Source organism: Catenulispora rubra (assembly GCF_015356825.1).
In the GTDB taxonomy this organism is placed as follows: Bacteria; Actinomycetota; Actinomycetes; order Streptomycetales; family Catenulisporaceae; genus Catenulispora; species Catenulispora rubra.
Map to the genome: position 1 here is coordinate 1 of NZ_JAACYW010000164.1, position 25,548 is coordinate 25,548.

Sequence of the window (25,548 nt, forward strand, 5' to 3'; positions counted from 1 at the left end):
GGTTGGCGGGGCTCGGCGGCCGGCTGCTCGGCACCTGAGCCTGGCTCACGGGCCGCCGCAGCAGATTCGCGAGAGGTGTCGGCGGCCCGCGAGAGATCTGAGCTGATCGCGGCGCCGGTGGTCGCGGCGGAAGCAGCGCGTGCTGTGCCAGCGGCGGATTCGTGCGCGGAATCGGCGGCCTGCGCGGCAGCAGTGTGTGTTGTGCTGGCGGCGGATTCGTGTGCGGCATCGGCGGCAGCTATCGCAGCCTCGCTTTCGGCGAGGTCCTGCCGCAGCCGCTCCCCGATCCGCTCCGTGATCGTCCGCAGCAGCTCAGCCTTCCCCGCGAAGTGGCTGTAAACACTCGGCCCGGCAATCCCCGCCGCCGCCCCGATCTCGTCCAGCGTCACCTCGTGATACCCGCGGTCCCAGAACAGCCGCGCGGCCGCCGCGAGAATCTGCTCCTTCCGGTCCCCCACCGCCGGCTCGTGGGGCCTGTCGTCCTCGCCGGCCTCCGCGAACTCGACCCCCACCACATCCATCGCGATCCCCGCCAGCAGCTCCTCGAACGCCGCGCGCGGCAGCCGCACCCGGTGGTCCGAGATGCTCCCCATCACGCTCAGCGCCGCCCACGACACCAGCTCCGCGTCCGCCGGCTCCAGCGCCGGCCGCAGCACCCGCAGCTCCGCGACCGCGGCGTCGGATGCCTCCCCCATGCGCTTGGCCAGCTCGGCCGCGTCCTCCGGCGCCAGGTGCCGGTACTCGCGGCGCCACATCACGCCGAACTCCGGGCGCCGGATCACGAACGCCGCCAGGTCCCGGTACGTCCGGCGCAGCCGCTCGGCCGGGTCCGAGGTGCCGGCCAGGTCGGCGGCCAGGACGCGGGCCATCTCGTCGAAGCCCGAGCGCACCACCTCGGCGAGGATCGCCTGCTTGCCCGGGAAGTGCCGGTAGATCGCCGGTCCCGACAGCCCCGCGGCCGCCGCGATGTCGCCGACGGTCACGTTGTGGTAGCCGTCGCGGGCGAACAGGCCGGCGGCGATCGCCGTCAGCTGCTCGCGGCGCGCGCTGGTCCGCGGGGTCCGGGTCGTCATGCCGCCAGCTTGATCCCGGGCCGCCGCCGCTGACAAGGCCGGGCCCCTGGCGGTCTCGGCGCTCGTCGGGCTCGGGCGCGCGCCGGGCTTCAGTGCCCGCCGGCCTCGATCACGGCGACGTCCGCGACGTGCGCCCGGATCCGCTCCGCCGGCAGCGACACCGCCTTCGCCCAGTAGTAGATCACCAGGCTCAGCACCGCGACCACGACCAGCGACCACCACTCGTTGAACCACGGGTGCTTCATCGGCCCGAACGCGCTGGTCCACACGATGATCCCCATGGCCAGCAGGTACGGCAGCAGCCATTGCGCCGCACGCAGCTCCAGCGGCGGGTGCGCGGGGTTCAGGTGGAAGATCCGGGAGATCGCCAGCAGCACGTAGCCGATCACGATCGCGACCCCGAGCCGCCAGTCGGTGGACCAGCCGGCCCACAGGATGATGTAGTTCGCCACGATGAACGCGAAGGGCGACAGCAACTCCCCGGCGCGCAGCCGGTAAGGCCGCTCGACGTCCGGCAGCTTCTCGCGGAACACGCCGAAGGCCAGCGGCGCGCCGGCGTACATCAGCACGCTGGCGGAGGTGATGAAGGACACCAGCTGCTGCCAGCTGGGGAACGGCAGGAAGCAGATGCAGCCGACGACGAAGGCGGTGAGCATCCCCAGCCACGGCACGCCGCGCTTGGTGACGTACTCGTACTGCACCGGGACGTAGCCGTTCTTGCTCAGGCCGTACGTGATGCGCGAGGTCGACGTCGTGTAGATCAGGCCGGTGCCGCCGGGCGAGATGATCGCGTCGATGTACAGGACGGTCGCCAGCCAGCCCAGGCCGACCAGCGTCGCCAGCCCCGCGAACGGCCCGCTGATGTTCTTGTAGTCCAGGTTCGCCCACCCGGCGGCGTACGTCGCGGCCGGCAGCGCGGCGATGTAGACCACCTGCAGCAGGATGTAGATCGCGGCGCCGATCAGGATCGACAGGATCGTCGCGCGCGGGATGTCGCGCTTGGGGTTGCGCGACTCGCCGGCCAGCTGGATCGCCTGCTCGAAGCCGAGCAGCGCGAAGATGATGCCGGAGGTCGACACCGCCGACATGATGCCGTGCGCGCCGAAGGGCATGAAGCCGCCGCCCGACTTGGCGGCGAAGTTCGAGCCGTGGAAGTGCGTGACGGCCAGCACCAGGATCGTGAGCAGCGGCACGCCGACCTTCCACCACGTCGCGGCGTTGTTCACGGCGGCCAGCTTCTGGATCCCGAGGAAGTTCACCGCGGTGAAGACCGCCATCAGGAAGATCGCGACCAGCTCGCCGTAGCCGGTGAGCGTGCCGTCCTTGTGCTGCCAGCTGTCGGCCCAGCTGTAGTGCTGCGCGTAGCCGATCATCGCCTGCACCTCGATCGGCGGCACGGTCACCGCCTGCAGCCACGTGAACCACCCGAAGGAGGCCCCGGCCGCGCCGCCGAAGGCGTAGTGCGGGTAGCGCGCGGTGCCGCCGGCGACCGGGAACATGCCGCCGAGTTCGGCGTGCACGAACGCCAGCGCGATGATCGCCACCGCGGCGATGGCCCAGCTGATCAGCGCGGCCGGGCCGGCCGCGACCAGCGCCTTCTGCGCGCTGTACAGCCAGCCCGAGCCGATGATCGAGCCCTCGGAGGCCCACAGGAGGCCGATCAGGCCGATGTCGCGCCGCAGGTGGGTCGAGTGGTTTCCGGACGCCCCGGGGGCTGCGTCTTGTACCGCCATAGTCGGGGTGTGGTGCGAAAGGGTGCTTTTGTAACCTTTCTGCACCCGAACGGGTCACCTTCGGGCGACCCCGGGCGTCCGGGGCTTGTCAGGACGGTGGTGCCGGCGCTGCGGACCCTGCCGACGCTGCGTGCTTCCGGGCTTCGGCGGGATCGTCGACGTCGCGGGCCCGCTGCGCGAGGTCCCGGCACTCCGTCAGGGTGCGTGCGCTCAGCGAGGCGTGGACGGCGGGAACCGCGGCGGCCGTCATCGACAGCGACGTCACCCCCAGCCCGACGAGCACCGCCGCAAGCCCCGGATCCGCCGCAGCCTCGCCGCAGACGCCCACCGGCTTGCCCACCGCGCGCCCGGCCTCGGCGGCCAGCGCGATCAGCTCCAGGAGCGCCGGCTGCCAGGGGTCGAGCAGGTCGGGCAGGCGGCCGTCCTGGCGGTCGGTGGCCATCGTGTACTGGCCGAGGTCGTTGGTGCCGATGGAGAGGAAGTCGAGGTGGCGCAGGAGGCGGGAGGCGCGCAGCGCGGCGGCGGGGATCTCGATCATGGCGCCGACGTGATGGAGGCCGTGCGCGCGGGCCTGCGCGGCAAACTCCGCGGCCTCAGTGGGCGTCGCGACCATCGGGGCCATGACCCAGACCTCGCAGGTCGCCTCCGCTGCGGCCGAGGCGATCGCGGCGAGCTGGTCGTCCAGGACCTCGGGACGCAGGCGCGCGGTCCGCAGTCCTCTGACGCCGAGCGCCGGGTTCTCCTCGTCGGGCAGGCCGAGGAACGGGAGGGGTTTGTCGGCGCCGGCGTCCAGGGTGCGGATGACGACGCGGGTGCCGGGGCCGGGGAAGGCGTTGAAGAGCTCCAGGTAGGCGGCGTGTTGTTCGGCGACGGACGGCGCGTCCTTGCGTCCGAGGAACAGGAACTCGGTGCGCAGCAGGCCGACGCCCTGGGCGCCGGGGCGGACGTCCTTGATGGAGCCGATGTTGAGGTAGAGGGATACGGGGTGGCCGTCCTTGGTGTGGCAGGGGCCGAGGTCGGCGAGGTTTGTTTGGGTGCGGACGCGCGGGGCGTTGTCCGCCGCCGGCTCCACGCCGACGGTGACGGTCCCGGCGGTGCCGTCGACCGCGACTACTGTCCCGTCACCGACCTCGGTGACGCCGGCCACCGCGACGATCGCCGGGATCCCGAGGCCACGCGCCAGAATCGCGGTGTGGCTGGTCGGACCGCCGCGCTCGGTGACGATGGCGAGCACCTGCTCAGGGTTGAGGTTCGCGGTGTCGGCGGGAGCAAGATCGGCGGCCACCAGGACGAACGGATGCCCGGGATCGGGGATGCCGGGAATCGGACGTCCGAGGACGGTCGCCACGGCCCGGTCACGCAGGTCTTCGAGGTCGGCGGCACGCTCGGCGAAGTAGCCGCCGGCGTCGCGCAGCAGATCGGCCTGCGCGTCGAAGGCTTCGGTGACGGCATGCGCGGCATCGGCCCCGGACGCGATGCGCTCCTCGATGTCGGCGCCGAGCGTGGGATCCGCGGCCATCATGGCCAACGCTTCGAGGATCTCCTTCGCCTCGCCCGCCACGCGCCCGGCGCGCAGGGTGAGGTCGGCCGCGACGGCACTGACGGCTTGCCGAGCCGATGCCAGCTCCGCAGCCGGATCGACGACCTGGTGCGGCGGAGGCAGCGGGGCCGGGGCGGTCATGCGCACGACCGGACCAACCGCCGTGCCCGCGCTCACTCCGACACCGCTGAGTTGCACCACATCAGCGGCCTGCTCCGCCGCGCCATTCCCGGGCCCGGCCGCGCCGCCAACCGCACCGCCGACCTGCTCGGCACCGGCAACATCGAGCGCGCCAGCCCCGGCAGCCGCATCATTGGTCTGCTCCGCGCTGCCGACCGCCGCCGACTGCCCGGCAAGCTGGCCCGCCACAGCTGCGAGCGAACCAGACCCAGCCGCAGCACCACCCGCACCGCCGACCCACTCCGCGCCAGCACCATCGAGCGCCGCCCGCCCGGCGGCCCGGGCCGCCGCGGCCGCAGTCGTGCTCGTCCCGGCCACGCCGCGGACCCGCCGCTCAGCCATCCTCGCCCTCCTCGTCGAGGTTGCGGGCTATCAGCTCCGCGAGCGCCGCGACCGAGGCCTCGGCGCCCTCGCCTTCGGCCTCCAGCGTGACCTCCGTGCCCTGCTTCACCCGCTGCGCGAGCAGCGCCAGGATGCTGCGGGTGTCGATCGGCGGGCGGTCGCCGACGCGGAGGCGCACCGTCGCCGGCTGCTCGGTGGCGGCCTGTACCAGCAGTTTCGCCGGGCGGGCGTGGAGTCCGCTGGTGGATCCGACGACGACGGTGCGCTCGACCATGGTTCCCTCTCCTTCGGTTCGGCCGGGCCCGTGTCAGGGCTCGGATTCAGGGGCTGTCTCAGGGTTCGATGGTGACCTTGATCGCCTCGCCCTTGGCCACGATGTCCAGGCCGTCCAGCACGCGGTCCAGCGGCAGCCGCACCGAGATCAGGTCCTTGACCGGCACCTCGCCGGTGGCGATCAGCTCCAGTGCGCGGGCGTTGTGCGCGGGCGAGGATCCGTTGGCGCCGACGATCGTCAGTTCGCGGTAGTGCACCAGGTTCGAGTCCAGCGTGATCGTCGGCTTGTCCTTCGGCAGGCCGCCGAAGAAGCTGATGCGGGCGCGCGGCGCCGCGATCTGCAGCGCCTGCTCCTGGGCCGCGCCGGCGGCGGTGGCCGTGATCACCACGTCCGCGCCGCGGCCGTCGGTGAGCTTGCGGACCTGCTCGATGATGTCGCCGTCCTCGGCACACACCGTGTCGTCGGGGTGGACCAGGTCGGCCGCCAGTTGCAGGCGCTCGCGGTTGACCTCGATCATGATGATCCGCGCCGCGCCACGCGACCGGGCCAGCCGGACGTGCAGGCAGCCGATCGGTCCGGCGCCGAACACGGCCACCACGTCGCCGGCGCCGACGCCCGCCAGCTCCTGGCCGTTGAGGACGCAGGCCAGCGGCTCCGTCACCGACGCCTCGTCGGCGCCGACCCCGTCCGGGATCCGGTTCACGCCGTCCACCGCCAGCACGCTCGGCGGCACGACCATGAACTCCGCGAAACCGCCCTCGTACTGGTAGCCCATCGACTCCTGGTTCAGGCACACGGTCTGGTGCCCCCGCGTGCACTCCTCGCAGGTGCCGTCCGGAATCGCGGCGATCACCTGCACCCGGTCGCCGGGCCCCCAGCCGATGACCCCGGCGCCGACCTCGACGATCTCGCCGGCGATCTCGTGCCCCATCACCCGGGGCGGGCTGATGCGGAAGTGGCCGGAGCGGAAGATCTTCAGGTCCGTCCCGCACATCGAGCAGGCCAGGACCCTGATCTTCACCTCCCCGGCGCCGGCGGTGGGCTCGGGGACCTCCTCGATCCGGACGTCCCCGGGTCCGTGGAACACAGCGGCCTTCATACGTTCTCTGCCTCTCCTGCCGGCTGGAGCAGCCGGATCACTTCGTCAGCGGTTGTTGCCTCGTGCAGTTGTTCGGCCCGCTCCGGATCCATCAGGACCTCGGCGAGCTCGGCGAGGATGTCCAGGTGCCGGTCGCCGAGGGCGGCGATCGCCACACACGTCGACACCTCCCGGCCCTCGCCCCAGTCGACGGGTTCGGCCAGCCGCAGCACGGCCAGCGCGTCGCGCCGGACGTACTTCTTGCCGGCGGCCGTGGAGTGCGGGATCGCCACCCCGGCGCCGATGTACGTGGAGATCTCGTCTTCGCGCTCCCGCATCGCCGGGACGTAGTCCTCGGTCACGGCGCCGATCGCGACCAGCACCTCCCCGCACTGCCGGACCGCGTCGTAGCGGTCGGCGGCGCGCACCCCGAACCGGACGGCCCGCTCGGCGAGCAGGCCGTCAGCGGTGTCAGACATCGATGGTGCCGCCTTCCTTCACGGCTTTGACGACCTTGTTCACGGCCGGGTCGCCCAGGAAGATCTGGAACGTCACCACCGGCTTGCCCGGCGCCGAAGCGCGGGCCCGCTCGGCCAGGCTCTGCTGGGTCAGGATCAGGTCGGCGTCGGCCGGGATGGCCGAGACCTGCGCGTGCTCCACGATCACGCCGGTGTTCTTCAGCTGCCGCTTCAACGTGCCGGCCAGCATCACCGAGGACCCCATCCCGGCATCGCAGGCCACGATGATCTTCTTGATCTCGGAGGCGGACAGAGTGCTCATGCGGTCGCTCCTTCAGGTGAGGACTGCGCGGGGACGGCCGGGCCGTCGGACGCACCGGACACGCCGGACACTTCGCCCGCTTCTTCGGCCGCGTCGACGCCGTCGGCCTCTTCGCCTTCCGGCTTCTCACCACGTCCGAAGCCGAGCAGGACCGAGCCCACGACGAACGACACCGCCGCGGCGACCACGACGCCGGCCAGCACTCCGAAGTAGCTCCCGCGCGGGGTCTCGGTGAGGTAGGCGAAGATCGAGCCCGGCGAGGGCGAGGCGACCAGGCCGGCGCCGGTGACGGAGAACACTGAGATACCCGCGAACCCGCCCGCGATCGCGGCCAGGATCAGCCGCGGCTTCATCAGGATGTAGGGGAAGTAGATCTCGTGGATGCCGCCGAGGAACTGGATGACGATCGCGCCGGGGACCGTCGGGCGCAGCGCGCGCGGGCCGAACAGCAGGTACGCGCACAGGATGCCCAGGCCCGGACCGGGGTTGGACTCCAGCATGAACAGGATCGACTTGTGGTGCGCCGCGGACTGCGCGACCGCCAGCGGGTCCAGCACGCCGTGGTTGATGGCGTTGTTCAGGAACAGCACCTTCGCCGGCTCGATCAGGATGCTGACGAAGGGCAGCAGGTGGTGGTTCAGCACCCAGTTCACACCGGAGCCGGCCCAGTTCGTCACATGGTTCACCGCCGGGCCGATCGCCCACTTGCCCAGCACCGCGAACCCGCCGCCGATGATGCCCAGGGAGAAGTTGTCGACCAGCATCTCGAACCCGGCGCGCAGCCGGTCCGCGGTCAGCTTGTCGAACTGCTTCAGCACCCACGCCGAGGCGGGTCCGGCGATCATCGCGCCCAGGAACATCGGCACCGAGGACCCGACCACCACGCCGGTGGTGGCGATGGCGCCGATCACCGCGCCGCGCTGGCCGTGCACGAGCCGGCCGCCGGTGTAGCCGATCAGGATCGGCAGCAGGTAGGTGATCATCGGCGAGACCAGCTCGCCGAGCGACTTGTTCGGGGTCCAGCCGGTCGGGATGAACAGCGCGGTGATCAGGCCCCAGGCGATGAACGCGCCGATGTTCGGCATCACCATCGAGGCCAGGAACGAGCCGAACTTCTGGACTGTGGCCTTCAATCCGGTGCCGGTCGGAGCCGGCGTATAAGCCATCGAAGACATCGCGTCCTCCTAGGGACGTCAAGCGAATCGTTGGGGGTTGGTTCCTCACTTGTCGTGCGGGTGGTGCGGGCAAAGATGCCCTGGTGATGGCGCCGGTGGCGGCGTCAGCCCTCGTCGGCCAGGCGGATGGCCCCGGCCGGTTTACCTCCCGGGTCGCGGACGACCCGGATCCCCTCCCGGCTGACGTCGGCCGGGCCGGGCATCTGGCTGCCCGGCAGGCCGACCGCGGCCCGAGCCCAGGCCATGCCCTCGATCAGGGCCTTCTCGCCCCGCGCGCCGGCGGCCAGGAAGCCGGCCAGCATCGCGTCGCCGGCGCCGACGGTGCTCACCGGATCGATCGGATCGGCGGTGCCGAGGATCGCGCCGGAGGAGTCGACGAGTACGGCGCCGTCGGCACCGAGGCTCGCCAGTACCGCTTTGACGCCCCGGGACAGCAGCTTCTCCGCCGCGGCCACGACATCGGCGATGCTGTTCAGCGGGGTCCCGACCGCCGCGGCCAACTCCTGCCGGTTCGGCTTGACCAGATCGGGGCCAGCGTCGAGCGCGGCCACCAGCGCCGCACCGCTGGTGTCGACCGCGACCCGGACGCCGTGCTCGGCGAACACCGAAGTCAGGTTCGCGTAGACGCCGTCCGGCACGCCCGGCGGCAGGCTGCCGGACAGCACGGCCCAGGAGGCCGGAGCGTTCTCAATGCCCTGTGACACACACCGGTCCACGACGGTGTCGGCGAGCAGCGCCACCTCCTCGTCGGTCAGCGCCCCGCCGGGGGCGTTGACCTTCGTGGACCGGCCGTCGGCCTCGACCAGCGTGATGTTCGACCGGGTCCAGCCCGCGACCGGGACCTCGGTCACCGGGACGCCCGCCTTCTGCAGCAGCCGCACCAGCTCCTCGCCGTCCGGGCCCGCGCACGGGATCACCGCGTGCGAGTCGACGTCGAAGGCGCGCAGCACCCGGGTCACGTTCACGCCCTTGCCGCCGGGGTCGATCCGCGCGGAGGTGGCGCGCAGCACCTCGCCGCGGCGCAGCGTCTTCAGCGCCAGCGTGCGGTCCAGGCTGGGGTTGAGGGTCAGGGTCACGATCATGCCCGGACCACCCGCACCCCGGCGCCGCCGAAGTCGGCGGCGGTCTCCTCGTCCAGACCGGCGTCGGTGACGAACAGGTCGACGTCGTCCAGGCCGCCGAAGCGGGCCATGCAGTCGTTGCCGACCTTGGTGTGGTCGGCCAGCAGGACGGTGCGCCGGGCCGCGCCGATCATCGCGCGCTTCACCGCCGCCTCGGCCAGGTCCGGCGTGGTCAGGCCGCGGGCCACGGAGACTCCGTTGGTGGCCATGAAGGCCACGTCCACACACAGCTGGGACAGCGGGGCCAGGGCCCATTCGTCCACCGCGGCCAGCGTGCGGCCGCGGATCCGGCCGCCGAGCATCAGGACCGTGAGATTCGGCCGCGCGACCAGCTGCGCGGCCAGCGCGGGGGCGTTCACCACGACGGTCAGCTCCCGGTCGGACGGCAGCACCGAGGCCAGCCGGCCGGTGGTGGTGCCGGCGTCGATGATGATCGAGCCCTCCTCCGGGATCTGGTCCAGCGCCGCCTTGGCGATCCGTTCCTTCTCCGCGGTCATGCTCTGGTCGCGCACGGCCAGCGCCGGCTCGAATCCGAGCCGCTCGACCGGGATCGCCCCGCCGTGCACCCGGCGCACGAAGCCGGCCCGCTCCAGGACGGTCAGGTCCCGGCGGATCGTCTCGGTGGTCACCGTCAGGTCCTCGGCCAGGACCACGACGTCCACCCGGCCGTCGACGCGCGCCTTGTGCAGGATCGCCTGCTGTCGTTCCTCTGCGTACATGGGCTACCCCGGGTGTTCTTGGTTTCCGCGCCGTTTCCCTTTGTTCGTGTTGGTTTTACAGCCGCTTCGGGGGGCTGTCAAGGCTCCGACCTCGGTGGTCGCAGACTTCTGATTCTTTGGTCGGCGGACTCTGGCCGTCCGGCCCGGGCGGGAGTAGCATCCCGGGTGAATTCGTGGATTGAATCGATTTAATCTTCAGCGGGACCACCACAAGCTGTGCACTCCCATCAATGCTCACCGGCTCGTTTCCCCATGCCCGAAAACGTTTCAGGAGGGGTAAGACTGTGAAACACCTACCCGTGGCCGTGCTCGCGTTCGGCCTGACAATCGGTGGTGTCGGCAGCGCCATCGGCGGCCAGACACCGGTCCACGCGAACGCAACGCCACATGCCGCGCCGCAACCGGCGAGGCCGCACAGCGCCGCGACGAACCCCTGCGCCGCCGACAACCTGTCCCCCACCTCGCGAACCGTCGCGCCGGTCGCGGTGTACGGCACCAGCGGGTCCGTCAGCAACGCCTCGGCAGTGCTGAGCGGCCAGAGCACCCGCTTGACCGGAAACGCTTCCGCTGTGACGCTCGACTTCGGCAAGGACGTCGGCGGCGTCGTGTCACTGAACTTCGCCGGCGCCAGCGATTCCTCGCAGAGCGTCGGACTGGCGTTCTCGGAGTCCAGCCAGTTCGTCGGCACCGGCAGTGACGCCTCCAGCGGCGGCGGCGCGGACGGCGCGGTGTTCGCCGCGGTTCCGGCCGGCGGCGGCAGCTACACCATGCCGAAGGACAAGCTGCGCGGCGGATTCAGGTACCTGACACTCTTCCTGAACTCCGGCGGTTACGCCGACGTCAACGGCGTCTCCCTGGCGTTCAGCGCCGCTCCCAACGCCTCGGACCCGGCCGCGTATCCGGACTACTTCTGCTCCAACGACGACACCCTGAACCGCATCTGGTACGCCGGCGCCTACACCACCCAGCTGGACACCATCGACCCGACCGAGGGCCGGGCCTGGCCGCCGCCTTCCTCGGGCTGGGAGAACAACGCCGTCATCGGCACCGGCACCGAGGTGCTCACCGACGGCGCGAAGCGGGACCGCACGGTGTGGCCCGGCGACATGGGCGTCTCGGCGCTCACCGCGTACGTGAGCACCGACGACATGCTCGGTGTCCGCAACTCCCTGACCACGATGTACCAGAGCCAGAGGTCGACCGGCGAGCTGCCGTTCAGCGGCCCCGCGTTCAACCTCTACGGCTCGGACACATACCACATGTGGACCATGATAGGGACGTACACGTACTACCTCGACACCTCCGACAAGTCCTGGCTGGACAGCATCTGGAGCAAGTACCAGCTCGGGATGAGCTTCATGACGGCCAAGATCGACGCCAACAACCTGCTGAACGTCACCAACACGAACGACTGGGCGCGCGGCGACCAGGGCGGGGAGAACATCGAGGCCAACGCCATGCTGTACGAGGCGCTGACCACCGGTGCGCAGCTGGCCACGGCCGAGGGCAACGGCTCGCTGGCCGCGACGTACGCGAATCAGGCTGCGAACATCAAGTCCGCCGTCAACGCCACGCTGTGGGACGGATCGACCGGCGCCTACAAGGACAACCCGGGCAGCACGCTGTACCCGCAGGACGGGAACTCCCTCGCCGTCTGGTACGGCCTGACCACGCCGTCGCAGGCCACTGCGATCGCCGCACACCTGCGCGGGAACTGGAGCAGCCTGGGGGCTCAGGCCCCTGAGTTCAACAACAACCTCTCGCCGTTCTCCGGCTCGATGGAGCTCTTCGCACACTTCGCCGCCGGCGACGACGTCAACGCGCTCAACCTGATCCGCGACGAGTGGGGCTACCAGCTCGCCTCGCCGATCGGCACCGCGAGCACCTTCTGGGAGGGCTTCGCCAACAACGGCACGCTCAACGCGTATGCGAGCTCGTTCACCAGCCTCGCGCACGGCTGGTCGACCGGACCCACCGGCGCGCTGACCACCGACGTGCTGGGCGTCTCCCCCACCGCGCCGTCCGGGACCGCGTACCAGGTCGTTCCGCATCCCGGCGACCTGACGCACGTCGAGGGCCTGCTGACGGTGGCTGCCGGCAAGCAGATCCAGGCGAGCTACGACCACACCACCGCCGGCGACTTCAGTCTGCACGTGGACTCCTCGACCAACAGCGGCTCCACCGGCGTGATCGCGGTGCCGACGTGGGGCCAGAGCCGGACGGTCACGGTGAACGGGCAGACCGCGTGGAACGGCAGCGCGTTCGTCGGAGCGTCCGGGATCGGGAGCGCCGACACCGACGGCCAGTACGTGTACTTCCGCGGCGTCAGGCCCGGCGCGTACACCCTCGCGTACAGCGCCTCGGCGGCCGCCCCGCCGATCAGCTACCGCGCGCTGCCGGGGACCTGGACGCGCTGCGCCGCCGAGAACGGCACCTGCGCGGTGAACGGGACGTCGGTGATCGCCTTCGGCGCCGGCGCGCGCTTCAACTACCTGCAGACCGGCAGCGCCACCAGCTGCTCGGATGCGGCCTTCGGCGACCCCGCCAACGGCGTCGCGAAGTGGTGCTACGTACAGACCACGCAGCCGCCGTCGCCGGGGTGGCAGCAGTGCGCGACCGAGAACCAGAACTGCTCCTACAACGGCCTGATGACGATCGCATTCGGCGCGAACGGCACGTACAAGTTCGCCACCCTCGGCAGCAACGGCACCGCCTGCAACGACGCGGTCTTCGGCGACCCCACCCCGGGCGTGGCCAAGGCCTGCTACCTGCTCGGCCCGCCCCCGACCTTCACGACCTGGACGGCCTGCGCGGCCGAGACCGGCACCTGTGCCTTCTCCGGCAGCCACGAGGTGGCCTTCGGCGCGAACGGCCGGTACTACTTCGGCACCTTCACCGGCGGGACTCCCTGCACGAACACCGTGTTCGGCGACCCGGCGTTCGGCTCGGCGAAGGCGTGCTACGTGCAGTAGCGCGCGCATGACGCGGCCGCCGGCCGGCGTGGTGTCGCCACGTCGGTCGGCGGCCCTTGCGTCGCCGTCCGTATGAATCGATTCATAATCGATCACCGGAGAGCTCCGCAAGACCTTGAGTTTTGAATCAAGCTACTTACATTCGCTCGTTGCTGACGATCGTTGCTGATCAGTTCATGTTTTCGGTGCGCCATAGCTACCCAAATCCACACCCTGCCCAGCCGCCCCGGCTCCGCCACCCTTGACGCACCCGACCCCCGGAGCTAACCTCGCCGCAATTTCATTGAAACAATTCACTCGTCGCTCGGCGGCAACGCCGGGCAGACCCAGGAGTGTCGTCTCATGATGAAACCCGACCCGGAGCCCGACGTTCCGGTCCTCTCGCTGGAGGGGGTGAGCAAGTCCTTCGGTGCTGTGCGTGCGCTGCGTTCGGTGTCCCTCTCGCTGTTCGCCGGGGAGGCGCACGCGCTGGCCGGTGAGAACGGGGCCGGCAAGTCGACGCTGATCAAGGTGCTGGCCGGGGTGCACCGGCCGGATGAGGGACGCGTGCTGCTGGACGGCGTGCCGGTGGAGTTCGGCGGGCCCGCCGCGGCGCGCGACGCCGGTGTGGCCGTCATCTACCAGGAACCGACGTTGTTCCCCGACCTGAGCGTGGCGGAGAACATCTTCATGGGGCGCCAGCCCCAGCGCTCGTTCGGCCGCGTCGACCACCGCGCGGTGCACCAGGCCGTGGCGGCGCTGTTCGCCCGGCTCGGCGTCGCGATGGATCCGGAGCGCCCCGCGCGCGGACTGTCCATCGCCGACCAGCAGCTGGTCGAGATCGCCAAGGCGCTGTCCTTCGACGCGCGGGTGCTCATCATGGACGAGCCGACCGCGGCGCTCACCGGCAGCGAGGTGGCGCGGCTGTTCACGGTGGTGCGGGCGCTGCGGGAGCAGGGGGCCGCGGTGCTGTTCATCTCGCACCGGCTCTCGGAGGTGTTCGAGCTCTGCCAAAGGGTCACGACGCTGCGCGACGGGGCGCTGGTGGCCGCCGAGCCGCTGGCCGGGCTGACCGAGGCCGACCTGGTGCGGCGCATGGTCGGCCGCACGCTCGACGAGCTCTACCCCAAGCAGCCGGCCGAGATCGGCGAGGTCGCCCTCGATGTCAGCAGGCTGACCCGCGAGGGCGTCTTCACCGACGTCTCCTTCCAGGTGCGCTCCGGCGAGATCGTGGGCCTGGCCGGGCTGGTCGGCGCCGGACGCAGCGAGGTCGCGCGCGCCGTGTTCGGCATCGACCGCTTCGACGCCGGACAGGTCGCGGTGGCGGGGCGGAAGCTCAAAGCGGGGTCGCCGAGCCTGGCGATGGCCGCGGGCCTGGCCCTGGTCCCGGAGGACCGGCGGGCGCAGGGCCTGATCATGCAGATGAGCGTCGAGCGCAACATCGGCCTGGCCGATCTGCGCTCGACGACGACCGCCGGGCTGGTCAGCCGGCGCGCCGAACGCGACCGCGCGGTGGACTGGGCGGCCAAGCTCCAGGTGAAGTACGCGCGGCTGTCCGATCTGGTCGGCACGCTGTCCGGCGGCAACCAGCAGAAGGTCGTGCTGGCCAAGTGGCTGGCCACCGGGCCGCGGGTGCTGATCGTCGACGAGCCCACGCGCGGCATCGACGTCGGCACCAAGGCCGAGGTCCACCGGCTGCTCTCGCAGCTGGCGGCGGACGGCGTCGCGGTGCTGATGATCTCCTCGGACCTGCCGGAGATCCTGGGCATGGCCGACCGGGTCCTGGTGATGCGCGAGGGCCGGATCAGCGCCGAGATCTCGCGTGCGGGCGCCACCGAGCAGACCGTGATGGCGGCGGCCACCGGCGCGGCGGTCGGGGACGCGGCAGGGGGCGCGATATGACGGCCTCCACGACGGCGGCCGAGCAGCCGCTGCTCGCCGCCGAGGCGCCCCGGGCCCTGCTGGACCGGGTGCTGCGGATGCGCGAGCTGGCGATCCTGGTGGTGCTGGCCGTGATGCTGGCGGCCACGCAGATCGACAACACGTCGTTCCTGTCCCAGCAGGGAATCAAAGACCTGCTTCTCAATGGCACGATCCTGATACTCGTGGCGGTCGGCGAGGCGGTCGTGGTGATCACCGGCAACGTCGACCTGTCGGTCGGCTCGGTGCTCGGCGTCACGGCCTTCGCGGCCGGCGATCTGTTGCGGCACGGCGGGAATCCGGTCCTGGCGATCGGATTGGCGGTGGTCCTCGGAGCCGGCTTCGGCGCCTTCAACGGGATCCTCGTGGGCCTGGGCCAGGTGCCCTCGCTGGTGGTCACGCTGGGCACGCTCTACATCATCCGCGCGCTGGACTCGATCTGGGTCGGCTCCCGCGAGGTCACCGCGAGCCTGTTGCCGAGCGGGTACAAGAGTTTCGGCCACAACGGGATCTGGGCGATCCCGTATCTGGCGCTGCTGGCCACGGTCGTGCTGATCGCGGTCGGGTACTTCCTGCGCAACTACCGCAGCGGCCGGGAGTGCTACGCACTCGGCTCGCACGCGCAGGCTGCGGCGCTGGCCGGCGTTCCGGTTCGGCGGCGCGTTCTGGGTGCCTTCATATTGTGCGGCGCGCTGGCAGGTCTGGCCGGGGCGCTGTATCTGGCCCGCTTCAGTTACGCCGACGCCGGAACCGGCAGCGGCTTCGAGCTGACCGTCGTCTCGGCCGTGGTGGTCGGCGGCGTCGGCTTCACCGGGGGTACGGGCAGCGTCTACGGCGCGGCGCTCGGCGCGCTGCTGCTCACCTCCATCAACAGCGTCCTGCCCGCGATCGGCGTCAGCTCGGTGTGGGTCGAGGCGATCGACGGGGTCCTGCTGCTGCTGGCCATCTCGGTGGACCGGGTGGTGGCGCTGCGGATCGCCGGGCTGTTGCGCAGCCGGGCCCGACAGGTGAGGAGCGGCACCGATGACTGACGCCCCGGAAACCCTGACCACACAAGGGATCGGACGCCGGCCGGCCCTGATCGGCGCCGTCCGGTGGGACACCGTCGTCGGGGCGCTGCTGGTGATCCTGATCGGCGTCTCCTACAGCACCGTCGGCGGTTTCGGCAACGCGTTGAACATCAGCTTCCTGATCGGCAACACGCTGCCGGTCGCGGCGATCGCGCTGCCGATGACGATGCTGGTGGCGGCCGGCGAGATCGACCTGTCGGTGGGCTCCACGGTGGGCCTGTCCGGGGCGGTGATGGGCGCGCTGTGGAACCACGGCGTGGACATCAACGCGATCATCGTGGTCTGCGCCCTGCTCGGCGTGGTCTGCGGCCTGGTCAACGCGCTGCTGGTGACCCGGCTCGGGCTGCCCTCGCTGGCGGTCACGATCGGCACGATGGCGCTGTACCGGGGCGTCGCGCAGATCGTGCTCGGCTCGAACTCGGTCACCGACTTCCCGCAGAACTACCTGAACTTCGGCTCCGGGCGCCTGGGCGGCTCGTTCCTGCCGACGGCCGTGCTGCCCTGGCTGGTGCTGGCGGCGCTGGCGATCGTGGTGCTGCACGCCACCGGCTTCGGCCGCTCGGTGTTCGCCGTCGGCGCCTCGCCGGAGGCCGCGTGGTACGCCGGGGTCCGGGTCAAGCGGGTCAAGCTGTCGCTGTTCGTGGCCACCGGGCTGATCTCCTCGCTCACCGGCGTGTTCTGGGTGCTGCACTACGCCAGCGCCACGTACAGCAACGCCACCGGGCTGGAGCTGTCGGTGGTGGCCGCGGTGCTGCTCGGCGGCGTGGACTTCGACGGCGGCCGGGGCACGCTCGGCGGCGCGATCGCCGGGGTGTTCCTGCTCGGCACGCTGCAGAACGTGATGAGCCTGGCCGACGTCTCCGCGCAGTCCCAGACGGTCGTCACCGGCGTGCTGCTGACCGTTTCCGTGCTCGGGCCGCGGGTGGCCCGGCAGGTGTTCGCCAGGCAAGCCCGACTCCAACCAATGAGGGGAAAGTCATGAGCACAGTCCTGATACGCAACGCTCCGCGACCGCGGCGTAAGGCTCCGCGCGCCGTCGCGGCCCTGGCCGCGAGCGGCCTGATAGCGCTGAGCCTGAGCGCGTGCGGCGGCGCCACCAAGAGCTCCACGGACAAGGCCGCGTCCTCCGCGCCGGCCGCGACGCAGAGCGGGTCGGCCGATCCCAACGCCGCGACCAAGAAGGGCTTGACCGTCGCGTTCCTGCCCAAGCAGGTCAACAACCCGTACTTCAACATTTCCGACGCCGGCGGCAACACCGCGTTGACCTCACTCGGCGAGAGTTATAAGGAGGTCGGCACCACCAGCGCCACCGACACCGCCGGGCAGGTGTCCTACGTCAATACCCTGACCCAGCAGCACGTGTCGGCCATCGCGGTGTCCGCGCAGGACCCCGGCGCGCTGTGCACGGCGCTCAAGCAGGCGATGAGCGCGGGGATCAAGGTGGTCACGTACGACTCGGACACCGATCCGGGCTGCCGACAGGTGTTCGTGTCCCAGGCCAGCTCTGAGGCGCTGGGCCGCAGCGAGGTCGATCTGCTGGGCAAGGAGCTCAACTACAGCGGGCAGATCGCGATCCTGTCGGCGGCGCAGACCGCGACGAATCAGAACGCGTGGATCGGCTACATGCAGGACGAGTTGAAGAAGCCGCAGTACGCGAACATGAAGCTGGTGAAGATCGCCTACGGCAACGACGACGCGCAGATGTCGTTCCAGCAGACGCAGGGGCTGTTGCAGCAGTACCCGGATCTGAAGGGGATCATCTCGCCGACCACGGTCGGGATCAAGGCCGCCGCGCAGTACCTGGACGGCTCGCAGTACAAGGGCAAGGTACTGCTCACGGGGCTGGGGACGCCGAACGACCTGCGGTCGTACGTCCAGGACGGGACCGTGAAGGCGTTCGAGCTGTGGGATCCGGGCAAACTCGGACAGCTCGCCGCCTACACCGCGGTCGCGCTGGCGTCCGGGCAGATCTCCGGCACCCAGGGGCAGACATTCACCGCCGGGACGCTGGGGAGCTTCACGATCGGCGCGCAGGGGGTGGTCACGCTCGGTGCGCCGACGGTGTTCGACTCCACGAACATCGGTCAGTTCAACTTCTAGCCGGACTTCGCAGCTGCCGGCCGGGCGGCGTGGCGTGATCGCTGCGCCGCCGGGCCGCGCAGCTTGATCGTGATGGTGATGGTTGTGGTGATGGTCAACGTGATCGGGAACCGAGCATGATCGTCATCAAGGACGTGGCACGGCGCGCGGGCGTGTCCGTGGGCACCGTCTCCAACGTCATCAACAACCCCGACCGGGTCGGCGCGGAAACGCGCCGCCGGGTCGAGGCGGCCATCGACGAGCTGGGGTACGTGCGCAACGTGCACGCCCGCCAGCTGCGCGTCGGCCACAGCCGCATCGTCGGGCTGCTGGTGCTGGACCTGGGGAACCCGTTCTTCGTCGACGTGGCGCGCGCGGCCGAGCGGGCGGCGCACCGCGCGGGGCTGGGCGTGATGGTGTGCACGAGCAACCAGAGCGCCGCCGAGGAGGCCGAGTACCTGGCGCTGTTCGCCGAGCAGCGGGTCCGCGGCGTGCTGCTGACCCCGGCGGACGGCACCGGCCGCAGCGTCGAGGCCTTCCGCCGGCACGGGATCCCGTTCGTGCTCGTGGACCGGGTCGGGTCCGGCGGCGCGGGCTGCTCGGTGTCGGTGGACGACGTCGTCGGCGGCACCCTGGCGGTCCGGCACCTGACGGCCGCCGGCCACCGGCACATCGCCTACGTCAGCGGACCGTCACACCTGCAACAGATCCGCGACCGCCGGGCCGGCGCGCACGCCGCGCTGGCCGAGGCGGGCCTCGGCCCGGAGGCGCTGACCGAGCTGCCGACGCAGACGCTGGACGTGGCAGCGGGCCGCGACGCAGCGAGTCGCCTGCTCGGACTACCGCACCGCCCGACTGCGGTGTTCTGCGCGAACGACCTGATCGCCCTCGGCGTGTTGCAGACGCTGTTCGCCGCCGGCATCGACGTCCCGCACGATCTGGCCATCGTCGGCTACGACGACATCGAGTTCGCCGCCGCGGCTGCCGTGCCACTCACTTCGGTGCGCCAGCCCGGCGCGGCGATGGGGAGCTTGGCTGCGGAGCTGCTGTTGGACGAGCTGGCCGAGGACGGCGGGAGCGACGAGCACGGCGGGCACGATGGGCACGGCGGGCACGCGCACCGGCAGGTGGTGTTGCAGCCGGAGTTGGTGGTGCGGCGGTCGTCGTTGCGGGGAGCGCCTTAGAAGCGGTGTGCGGTTACGAGGGCTGGGACAGGCCGTCGTCCCGTAGCGCTGCGCTGTCCGCCGACCGAGCGTGAGGCAGGCGCCAAAGGTCGGCGGCCTGGCGGCGCTGGTCGTCGGTGAGCAGGCTGTCGGCCTTCACCGCGGCGAACTCTCGGATCAGGTCGTGGAGCAGGTAGCGGCCGTGGCGGGGGGATTGGAGCAGGTTCAGGTCGACCAGACGCTCCAGGATCTGTTCGGCGTCGGCGGGTGGTCGGTCGAGCAGGGAGGCGGCGACTGGGAGACCCAGTTCCGTGCCGTTCCACAAACCCAGTAAGCACAACGAGGTCGCCAGTGTGGTCCCGGAGCCCGTGGCTGCGAGCGCGGCGAATGCGGTCTCGAAGGTCGCGCGTACGTCGTGGTCGCCGTACCTGAGTTCGTCGAAGAAGCGCGCACCGTCGGCACCGTTCGGGCGCGCGAGGCGGCTGGCCAGGTCCGCGATCTGCCAGGTGGGCCGAGCGGCAATACGTCCGCCGGCGGCGCGCAGGGCCAACGGCAGACCGGCGCAGGCGGCCAGGATCTCCGCGGTCGCCTCGGGTTCGGCAGTGGTGCGCTCCGCGCCAGCCATGCGCACCAACAGCGTGTGCGATTCGGGCGGTGTCAGGGGGCTGAGTGAGACGCGCAGTGCGCCGGCTATGCCGACGTGCCGGTCCCGCGTGGTCGCCAGCAGGACCGATCCCGGGGCGGAGGGGATGAGCGGGGCCAGCTGCTTGCCGTCGTGGACGTCGTCGAGCAGGACCAGCACTCGGCGCTCGGCCAGCAGGCTGCGGTAGAGCGCGCCGCGTTCCAGGCCGGAGGTCGGCAGGTCGGCCGGGGCGATGCCGAGCAGGCGCAGGAACGAGGTGAGGACGTCGTGCGGATCGGCCGGTGACGGCGAGCTACCGAGCAGGTCGGCGTAGAGCTGGCCGTCCGGGAAGCGGTCGGTGAGCAGGTGAGCGGCGTGCGTTGCGAGCGCGCTCTTGCCGACGCCTGCCATGCCATCGATGACCACGGCGAAGGCGGCGCGCGACTCCAAAGATCGGGTCACTGCTTCGACGATGCGGCGAAGTTCGTCTTCACGGCCCGTGAAATCGGCGGTATCCCAAGGCAGCGTGCGCGGCGTGGGCCAGGCGACAAAAGACGCGTTCAGCTCGTCATCCGTGCCCTCCGGCTCGGCGATCGCGGTCTCGGCGGCTCCGTCACCAACCCCGTCAGCGACCGCCGCCTTCTTCCCGGCGTCCATCGCCAATATCCCCTGATGCAGCGCCCGTAACTCAGGGCTCGGCTCCATTCCCAGGTCCCGGACCAGCACCGCGCGCAGCAGCCGATACACCTGTAGTGCCTCGGCCCGGCGGTCGGCGGCGGCCAGCGCGGACATCAGCAGCGCGTAGGCGGGCTCGCGGTGTGGGTGGTCGGCGGCCAGCCGGCGCAGCGGGGCCACGGCGTCGGCGGCGCGGCCCAGCGCGATGTCCGCGCGGGCCCGCAGCTCGATCGCCTCCACCCGCAGCTCGGCCCAGGCCGCGGCCTCCTCCAGGTGCAGCAGTTCAGAAGGCACGTCGGCCAGCGGCTCGCCGCGCCACAGCGCCAGCGCCTCGGCGGCGAACCGGGCCGCCGTGTGCCAGTCGCCGGCCGCGGCTGCGGCCTGGCCGGCCTGGTAGCGCGCCACGAAGATCCTGGTGTCCAGCTCGGTGCCGGGGTCGAGCAGGATGCGGTAGCCCGGCGCGGCGGTCTCCAGGCGGCCGGCCTCCGAGCCGAGGCAGCGGCGCAGGCGCATCACGTGGCTGCGCAGCGTCGTCACCGCGCCGTCCGGCGGGTCGGCGCCCCAGACCGCGTCCACGAGCCCGTCCACGCTGACCACGCGGTTGGCCTGACACAGCAGCGCGGCCAGCAAAGCCCTGGTCCGAGCGGACGGCAGGGGCGACGGGACTCCGTCCAGCCGGATGTCCACCGGACCCAACAGCCCGAACCAAACGGTAGAGCTCACCCCCGCGCCCCTTCCCCAAACCCTTGTTCAACACGTATTCAACACCAAACCTGGAGACTGACGCGGTCATATGTCGACGCAAGCGTCTTGACGCTCGCTGTCCGCGGCACTCGGGGGAGGTGAGAGCGACGAAGACGATCATGGTGCGTGCACGCCACGCGGCCACACCGGCGATCCGCCGGTCGTCGGCACGGGCTGCCGCCGTACCGGGCGTCGTCGACTCGCTCCTTCACGTCCAGCGCCGCGAAGACCCGTTCCGCGACCGCCCGGCCGGAACGGCGACGGCGCAGCCCGTCCTTGCGGCGGCGGCAGCATGACGGGAACGGCGACCGGGTACGTCAGCATGCTGACCACCCCCGCCCCGCCGGTCCCGCCGACCGCGTGCCGGCGGTCCGGACATCCCAGGAGTCCCTTGTCCGGCCCCGGTTTCACCTACTACGGCGTCGGCGGGTGGACCCAGGACTGAACGTCACCCACCCGTCCACGCACATCACATCTCTCGGGGAGTTTCTCAACACCATGTCAACGGCAAAGAAGCGTTCGAAGATACTGTCCGTCGGGTCCATCCCGATGGCCACGGCCGTCATCGCGGCCCTGGGCATGTCGACCGCCCACGCGCAGGGCAACGACACCAACAACGGCCAGACCGACTCCCTCGGCCGGGTCGCGATCGGCGGGACCCAGCCGGCCTGGGCCACCCCGGCCACCGAGAAGGCCGCGGTCCCGGCGACCCAGACCATCAGCACCCGGATCTTCCTGGCCGGCCAGAACGCCGACCAGCTGGCCTCCATGGCCCAGTCGATCTCCGAGCCGGGCAGCGCGAACTACCACAAGTACCTGACGCCCGCGCAGGTCAAGTCGGAGTTCGGCGCGACCGCCGACCAGGTCAAGACGGTCACCGACTGGGCGACCGGGGCCGGCCTGAAGGTCACCTCGATCGGCGACGGCTACGTCGAAACCTCAGGCCCGGCCTCCACGGTCCAGGCCGCCTTCGGCACCACGATCGCCAACTACGCCGCCCCCGACGGCCAGAGCCACTACGCGCCGTCCTCGGCCGCGATGCTGCCGGCGCACGTCGCCAGCGTGATCTCCGGCATCTCCGGGCTCTCCGACACGCCGACGGTGAACAAGCCGGCGCTGGCCACCGCCCCGGCCGCGGCCAAGGGCGCCGCCGGCAGCGCGGGCGCCACGGGCACCGCCAAGGGCAGCCCGGCCGCCTCGGCGCACCCGGGCAGCTCGACGTTCGTCACCAGCTGGTGCTCCACCTACTGGGGTCAGCAGAGCTACGCCGGCATCCCGGCCCCGATCTGCGGCTACGACGGCGAGCAGCTGCGCAGCGGCTACGGCATGGCCAGCTCCGGCCTGACCGGCAAGGGCGCGACGGTCGCGATCATCGACGCGTACCTGAACCCGAACATGGTCTCCGACATGCAGACCTACAACGCCCAGTTCCACCAGCAGCAGCTCCGCCAGGGCCAGTACACCGAGTCGGCGAACCCGGCGGCGTTCAACAACAAGTCGGCCTGCGGCGCCGACAAGTGGAACCAGGAGCAGGCGCTCGACGTCGAGGCCGTGCACAACATGGCTCCGGACGCGAACATCGTCTACGTCGCTGCGAACTCCTGCAACGACAACGACCTGATGGACGCGTACTCCTCCGTAGTCAACAACCACTCGGCGGACATCGTCTCGGGCTCGATCGACGGCCTGATGCACACCAACGGCTGGAACCAGGACGCCGCCACGCGCGCCGCCTACGACCGCATCTTCATGCGGGGCGCCCTGGAGGGCATCGCCTTCAACTTCGCCACCGGCGACTGCGGCGACAACGACCCGGCGAACGCGGCCACCGGCGGCAACTGCCAGTCCGACTCGGCCGGCAAGCAGTCCGCGTGGCCGGCCAGCTCGCAGTGGGTCACCGCGGTCGGCGGCACCTCGCTGAAGGTCGACAAGAACGGCAACTACGGCGGGGAGGAGCCCTGGGGCGACTACCTGACCCCGGCCGGCAACCCGGCGCACCTGCAGGCCGGCCGCTTCGACGGCGGCGCCGGCGGCGGCACCTCCACCGACGTGCCGCAGCCGTTCTACCAGACCGGCTCGGTCCCGGCCTCAATCTCGCAGACCGCGCCGAACGGCGCGCATCTGAGCCACCCGATGCGGGTCACCCCGGACGTGTCCATGGACGGCGCGCCGGAGACCGGCATGGCCGTCTACGACGCCCCGGGCGGGAACCCGGACTGGTCGCCGATCGGCGGCACCTCGCTGGCCACCCCGCTGTTCGCCGGCGTCGAGGCGCTGCAGATGCAGGCGCACGGCGGCGTCGCTCCGGGCTTCGAGAACGCGACGATCTACTCCAACGCCAGCAAGTTCCGTGACATCACCACGAACGGCAACCTGGAGACGATCTACCCGCAGGCGTACGACTCGAGCGGGAACGTCACCACCGCGCAGGTCGCCATCATGGGCCAGGACACCTCGCTCAAGGCCGGCCCCGGCTACGACACGGCCACCGGCCTCGGCTCCCCGACCCTCGGCTTCGTGCAGGGCTCGTACGACGCCGACCGCGTGGGCCGCATCGCCGGCGCGGACCGCTACCAGACCGGCATCCAGATCTCGCAGCAGCAGTACGCGACGGGTTCGGCCAACGCCGTGGTCCTGGCCATCGGCACGAACTACCCCGACGCGCTCGCGGGCGTGCCGCTGGCCAAGAAGATGGGCGGCCCGCTGCTGCTCACCCCGGGCAACGTGACCGACCCGCAGGTGGTCGCCGAGATCCACCGGGTCCTCAAGCCCGGCGGCAAGGTCTACGTGCTCGGCGGCACGGCCGCGATCACCCCGAAGGTGGTCAACGGCCTGGGCCTGCCGGCCGGACAGGTCACCCGCATCGGCGGCGTGGACCGCTTCGACACCGCGCTGAAGATCGCCGGCGCCCTGGGCAACCCGAGCCACGTGGTCCTGGCCACCGGCAACGGCTTCGCCGACGCCCTGGCCTCCGGCCCCTACGCCTCCACCGTGTTCGCCGACAACGGCAACCCGGCGGCGATCCTGCTGACGAACGACAAGACCATGAACCCGGCGGTCGCGGCCTACGCGCACAACGCCAAGGCCGTCACCGCCGTCGGCGGCCAGGCCGTGGCCGCGGCGACCGGCGCCCACCTGGCCAACCTGACCAAGTTCGCCGGCTTCGACCGCTACGACACCGCAGCCCAGGTCGCCGGCACCTTCCACGGCGAGCACATCGCGGGCGTGGCGACCGGCCTGTCCTTCGCCGACGCCCTCACCGGCGCCGCCCAGCTGGCCCAGGCCGGCGGCCCACTGGTCCTGACGAACGTGACCAACCTGCCCTCCTACACGGCGAACGCCCTGCACGGCATCAACGCCTCACTGGGCGGCTCCGGCCTCATCGAGATCTTCGGCGGCCCGGTCGCGATCAACATGCCGACCGAGTACGCGATCGCCGCCGCCGCCGGCGCGATCGTCGAGGGCTGATTCAGCAGGGCACTGATGTAGTGGTGTGACAGGCTCCCCGGCCTGAGTCCGCGCTCCGCCTTCGTGGCGGGGCGCGGACTTTTTGGTGGTGCGGTTGGTGGGTGGCGACGGCGCAGCGCGACCGGCCGCGTGGTTCGCCGGTTCCGACCGGACCATGCGGGGTGTTGGTTCTGGGTCCCTCGCCGCGTCAGCGGGCGCAGCCAACCTGCCCGGTTTGGCGGTGTCAAGCCGAACGGAGCCGGACCACAGCAGCAGCGATCCGGCTTGATTCCGCCAAACCGGGCTGGTTCCGTAAGGCGACGACGCGGCGAGGGACCCAGAACCCGGCGACCACAAGCAGCACCGCCACCTAACAACGCGACGCAGGCAACAGCGGATAGAAAGCCGAACAGTCGCGGGCCGGCGGCAAACAGCCCGACGCGCGGGTCGCCCCCTCGTCGAGGAGGCCCGCCAGAGGCCTCAACGCACCCACCAAACGCGGCCGCCACCCGCCAGACCAAACGCATGCGCAGTGACTCGGACCGACGCGCGATCGTGCACGCGAACACCGCCAGCCGCCAGCGCGACGCATCTCGCACAACCGAACTGCGTCCCCTGCGAGGCCATCCAACCATGCGCGAAGCCGTCAAAAAACGCCTGTAAACCCACAGCCCAACCGCACTGCTTCTCGCATGAACCAGGGAAAGAGTGAGCACGTACCGTTCAGACAGCTGATTCAGTACTCGGCACCCTCACGAACCCTGACCAAGGAGCTGCGCATGGAGCCGGACGCCACCGCCCAGAGCGCCCAGGGCGCTCAAAACCCCCAGAGCGCCCAGAACCCCCAGAACCCCTTCCCCAG

Annotated in this window: 18 protein-coding genes; 7 read left to right on the forward strand and 11 right to left on the reverse strand. The window is 71.0% G+C overall.

Annotation, left to right across the window (positions count from 1 at the left end; all coding sequences use genetic code 11):
* The 10 genes from GWK61_RS33865 to GWK61_RS33910 all read right to left on the reverse strand — a co-directional run.
* Window positions 1–1,073 (reverse strand): TetR/AcrR family transcriptional regulator (locus tag GWK61_RS33865; protein WP_194915768.1); only part of this gene is annotated, 1,073 nt, incomplete at its 3' end.
* An 89-nt stretch (window positions 1,074–1,162) separates the two neighbouring features.
* Window positions 1,163–2,806 carry an APC family permease gene (locus tag GWK61_RS33870; RefSeq protein WP_194915769.1) on the reverse strand — a complete coding sequence of 548 codons (1,644 nt, stop codon included), beginning with the start codon at window positions 2,804–2,806 and terminating at the stop codon, window positions 1,163–1,165.
* A gap of 88 nt (window positions 2,807–2,894) precedes the next feature.
* Window positions 2,895–4,487: a phosphoenolpyruvate--protein phosphotransferase gene (gene ptsP, locus GWK61_RS33875; protein ID WP_228563390.1), complete on the reverse strand. Its 1,593-nt coding sequence runs from the start codon at window positions 4,485–4,487 to the stop codon at window positions 2,895–2,897.
* 373 nt (window positions 4,488–4,860) lie between these two features.
* Window positions 4,861–5,142 (reverse strand): HPr family phosphocarrier protein, encoded by a 282-nt coding sequence (locus GWK61_RS33880; RefSeq protein WP_194915770.1) that lies wholly within the window; start codon window positions 5,140–5,142, stop codon window positions 4,861–4,863.
* 58 nt (window positions 5,143–5,200) lie between these two features.
* Entirely contained in the window at window positions 5,201–6,241 is a 1,041-nt protein-coding gene (locus GWK61_RS33885) for a zinc-dependent dehydrogenase (RefSeq protein ID WP_194915771.1), read from the reverse strand.
* Window positions 6,238–6,699, reverse strand: coding sequence for a PTS mannitol transporter subunit IIA (locus GWK61_RS33890; RefSeq protein WP_194915772.1), 462 nt, complete (start codon window positions 6,697–6,699; stop codon window positions 6,238–6,240). The genes GWK61_RS33885 and GWK61_RS33890 overlap by 4 nt, the downstream gene beginning before the upstream one ends.
* Window positions 6,692–7,000, reverse strand: a complete 309-nt coding sequence (locus GWK61_RS33895; RefSeq protein ID WP_194915773.1) for a PTS sugar transporter subunit IIBC family protein — start codon at window positions 6,998–7,000, stop codon at window positions 6,692–6,694. Before GWK61_RS33895 ends, GWK61_RS33890 begins: the two co-directional genes overlap by 8 nt.
* Complete coding sequence (gene mtlA / locus GWK61_RS33900) at window positions 6,997–8,175, reverse strand: mannitol-specific PTS transporter subunit IIC (protein ID WP_194915774.1); 1,179 nt, start codon at window positions 8,173–8,175, stop codon at window positions 6,997–6,999. Before mtlA ends, GWK61_RS33895 begins: the two co-directional genes overlap by 4 nt.
* A gap of 104 nt (window positions 8,176–8,279) precedes the next feature.
* Window positions 8,280–9,257, reverse strand: a complete 978-nt coding sequence (pfkB, locus tag GWK61_RS33905) for a 1-phosphofructokinase (protein ID WP_194915775.1) — start codon at window positions 9,255–9,257, stop codon at window positions 8,280–8,282.
* On the reverse strand, window positions 9,254–10,015 hold the full coding sequence (locus GWK61_RS33910; RefSeq protein ID WP_194915776.1) for a DeoR/GlpR family DNA-binding transcription regulator: 762 nt from the start codon (window positions 10,013–10,015) through the stop codon (window positions 9,254–9,256). Before GWK61_RS33910 ends, pfkB begins: the two co-directional genes overlap by 4 nt.
* Window positions 10,016–10,299: 284 nt before the next feature.
* Between GWK61_RS33910 and GWK61_RS33915 the strand changes: the two genes are divergently transcribed.
* The 6 genes from GWK61_RS33915 (at window position 10,300) to GWK61_RS33940 (ending at window position 19,219) form a co-directional block, all read left to right on the forward strand.
* Window positions 10,300–12,987 (forward strand): alpha-L-rhamnosidase-related protein, encoded by a 2,688-nt coding sequence (locus GWK61_RS33915; protein WP_194915777.1) that lies wholly within the window; start codon window positions 10,300–10,302, stop codon window positions 12,985–12,987.
* Window positions 12,988–13,329: 342 nt separating this feature from the next.
* On the forward strand, window positions 13,330–14,868 hold the full coding sequence (locus GWK61_RS33920; protein ID WP_194915778.1) for a sugar ABC transporter ATP-binding protein: 1,539 nt from the start codon (window positions 13,330–13,332) through the stop codon (window positions 14,866–14,868).
* Complete coding sequence (locus GWK61_RS33925; protein WP_194915779.1) at window positions 14,865–15,917, forward strand: ABC transporter permease; 1,053 nt, start codon at window positions 14,865–14,867, stop codon at window positions 15,915–15,917. Before GWK61_RS33920 ends, GWK61_RS33925 begins: the two co-directional genes overlap by 4 nt.
* Complete coding sequence (locus tag GWK61_RS33930; protein WP_228563389.1) at window positions 15,910–16,938, forward strand: ABC transporter permease; 1,029 nt, start codon at window positions 15,910–15,912, stop codon at window positions 16,936–16,938. Before GWK61_RS33925 ends, GWK61_RS33930 begins: the two co-directional genes overlap by 8 nt.
* Complete coding sequence (gene rhaS / locus GWK61_RS33935) at window positions 16,935–18,056, forward strand: rhamnose ABC transporter substrate-binding protein (RefSeq protein ID WP_194915780.1); 1,122 nt, start codon at window positions 16,935–16,937, stop codon at window positions 18,054–18,056. Before GWK61_RS33930 ends, rhaS begins: the two co-directional genes overlap by 4 nt.
* Before the next feature lie 116 nt (window positions 18,057–18,172).
* Window positions 18,173–19,219, forward strand: a complete 1,047-nt coding sequence (locus GWK61_RS33940) for a LacI family DNA-binding transcriptional regulator (protein WP_194915781.1) — start codon at window positions 18,173–18,175, stop codon at window positions 19,217–19,219.
* A gap of 13 nt (window positions 19,220–19,232) precedes the next feature.
* On the opposite strand, the gene GWK61_RS33945 is transcribed toward GWK61_RS33940, so the two are convergent.
* Window positions 19,233–21,218 carry an AfsR/SARP family transcriptional regulator gene (locus GWK61_RS33945; protein WP_194915782.1) on the reverse strand — a complete coding sequence of 662 codons (1,986 nt, stop codon included), beginning with the start codon at window positions 21,216–21,218 and terminating at the stop codon, window positions 19,233–19,235.
* Between the two features lie 519 nt (window positions 21,219–21,737).
* Here GWK61_RS33945 and GWK61_RS33950 point away from each other — a divergent pair.
* Window positions 21,738–24,707 carry a cell wall-binding repeat-containing protein gene (locus GWK61_RS33950; RefSeq protein WP_194915783.1) on the forward strand — a complete coding sequence of 990 codons (2,970 nt, stop codon included), beginning with the start codon at window positions 21,738–21,740 and terminating at the stop codon, window positions 24,705–24,707.
* Window positions 24,708–25,548 lie beyond the last annotated feature (841 nt).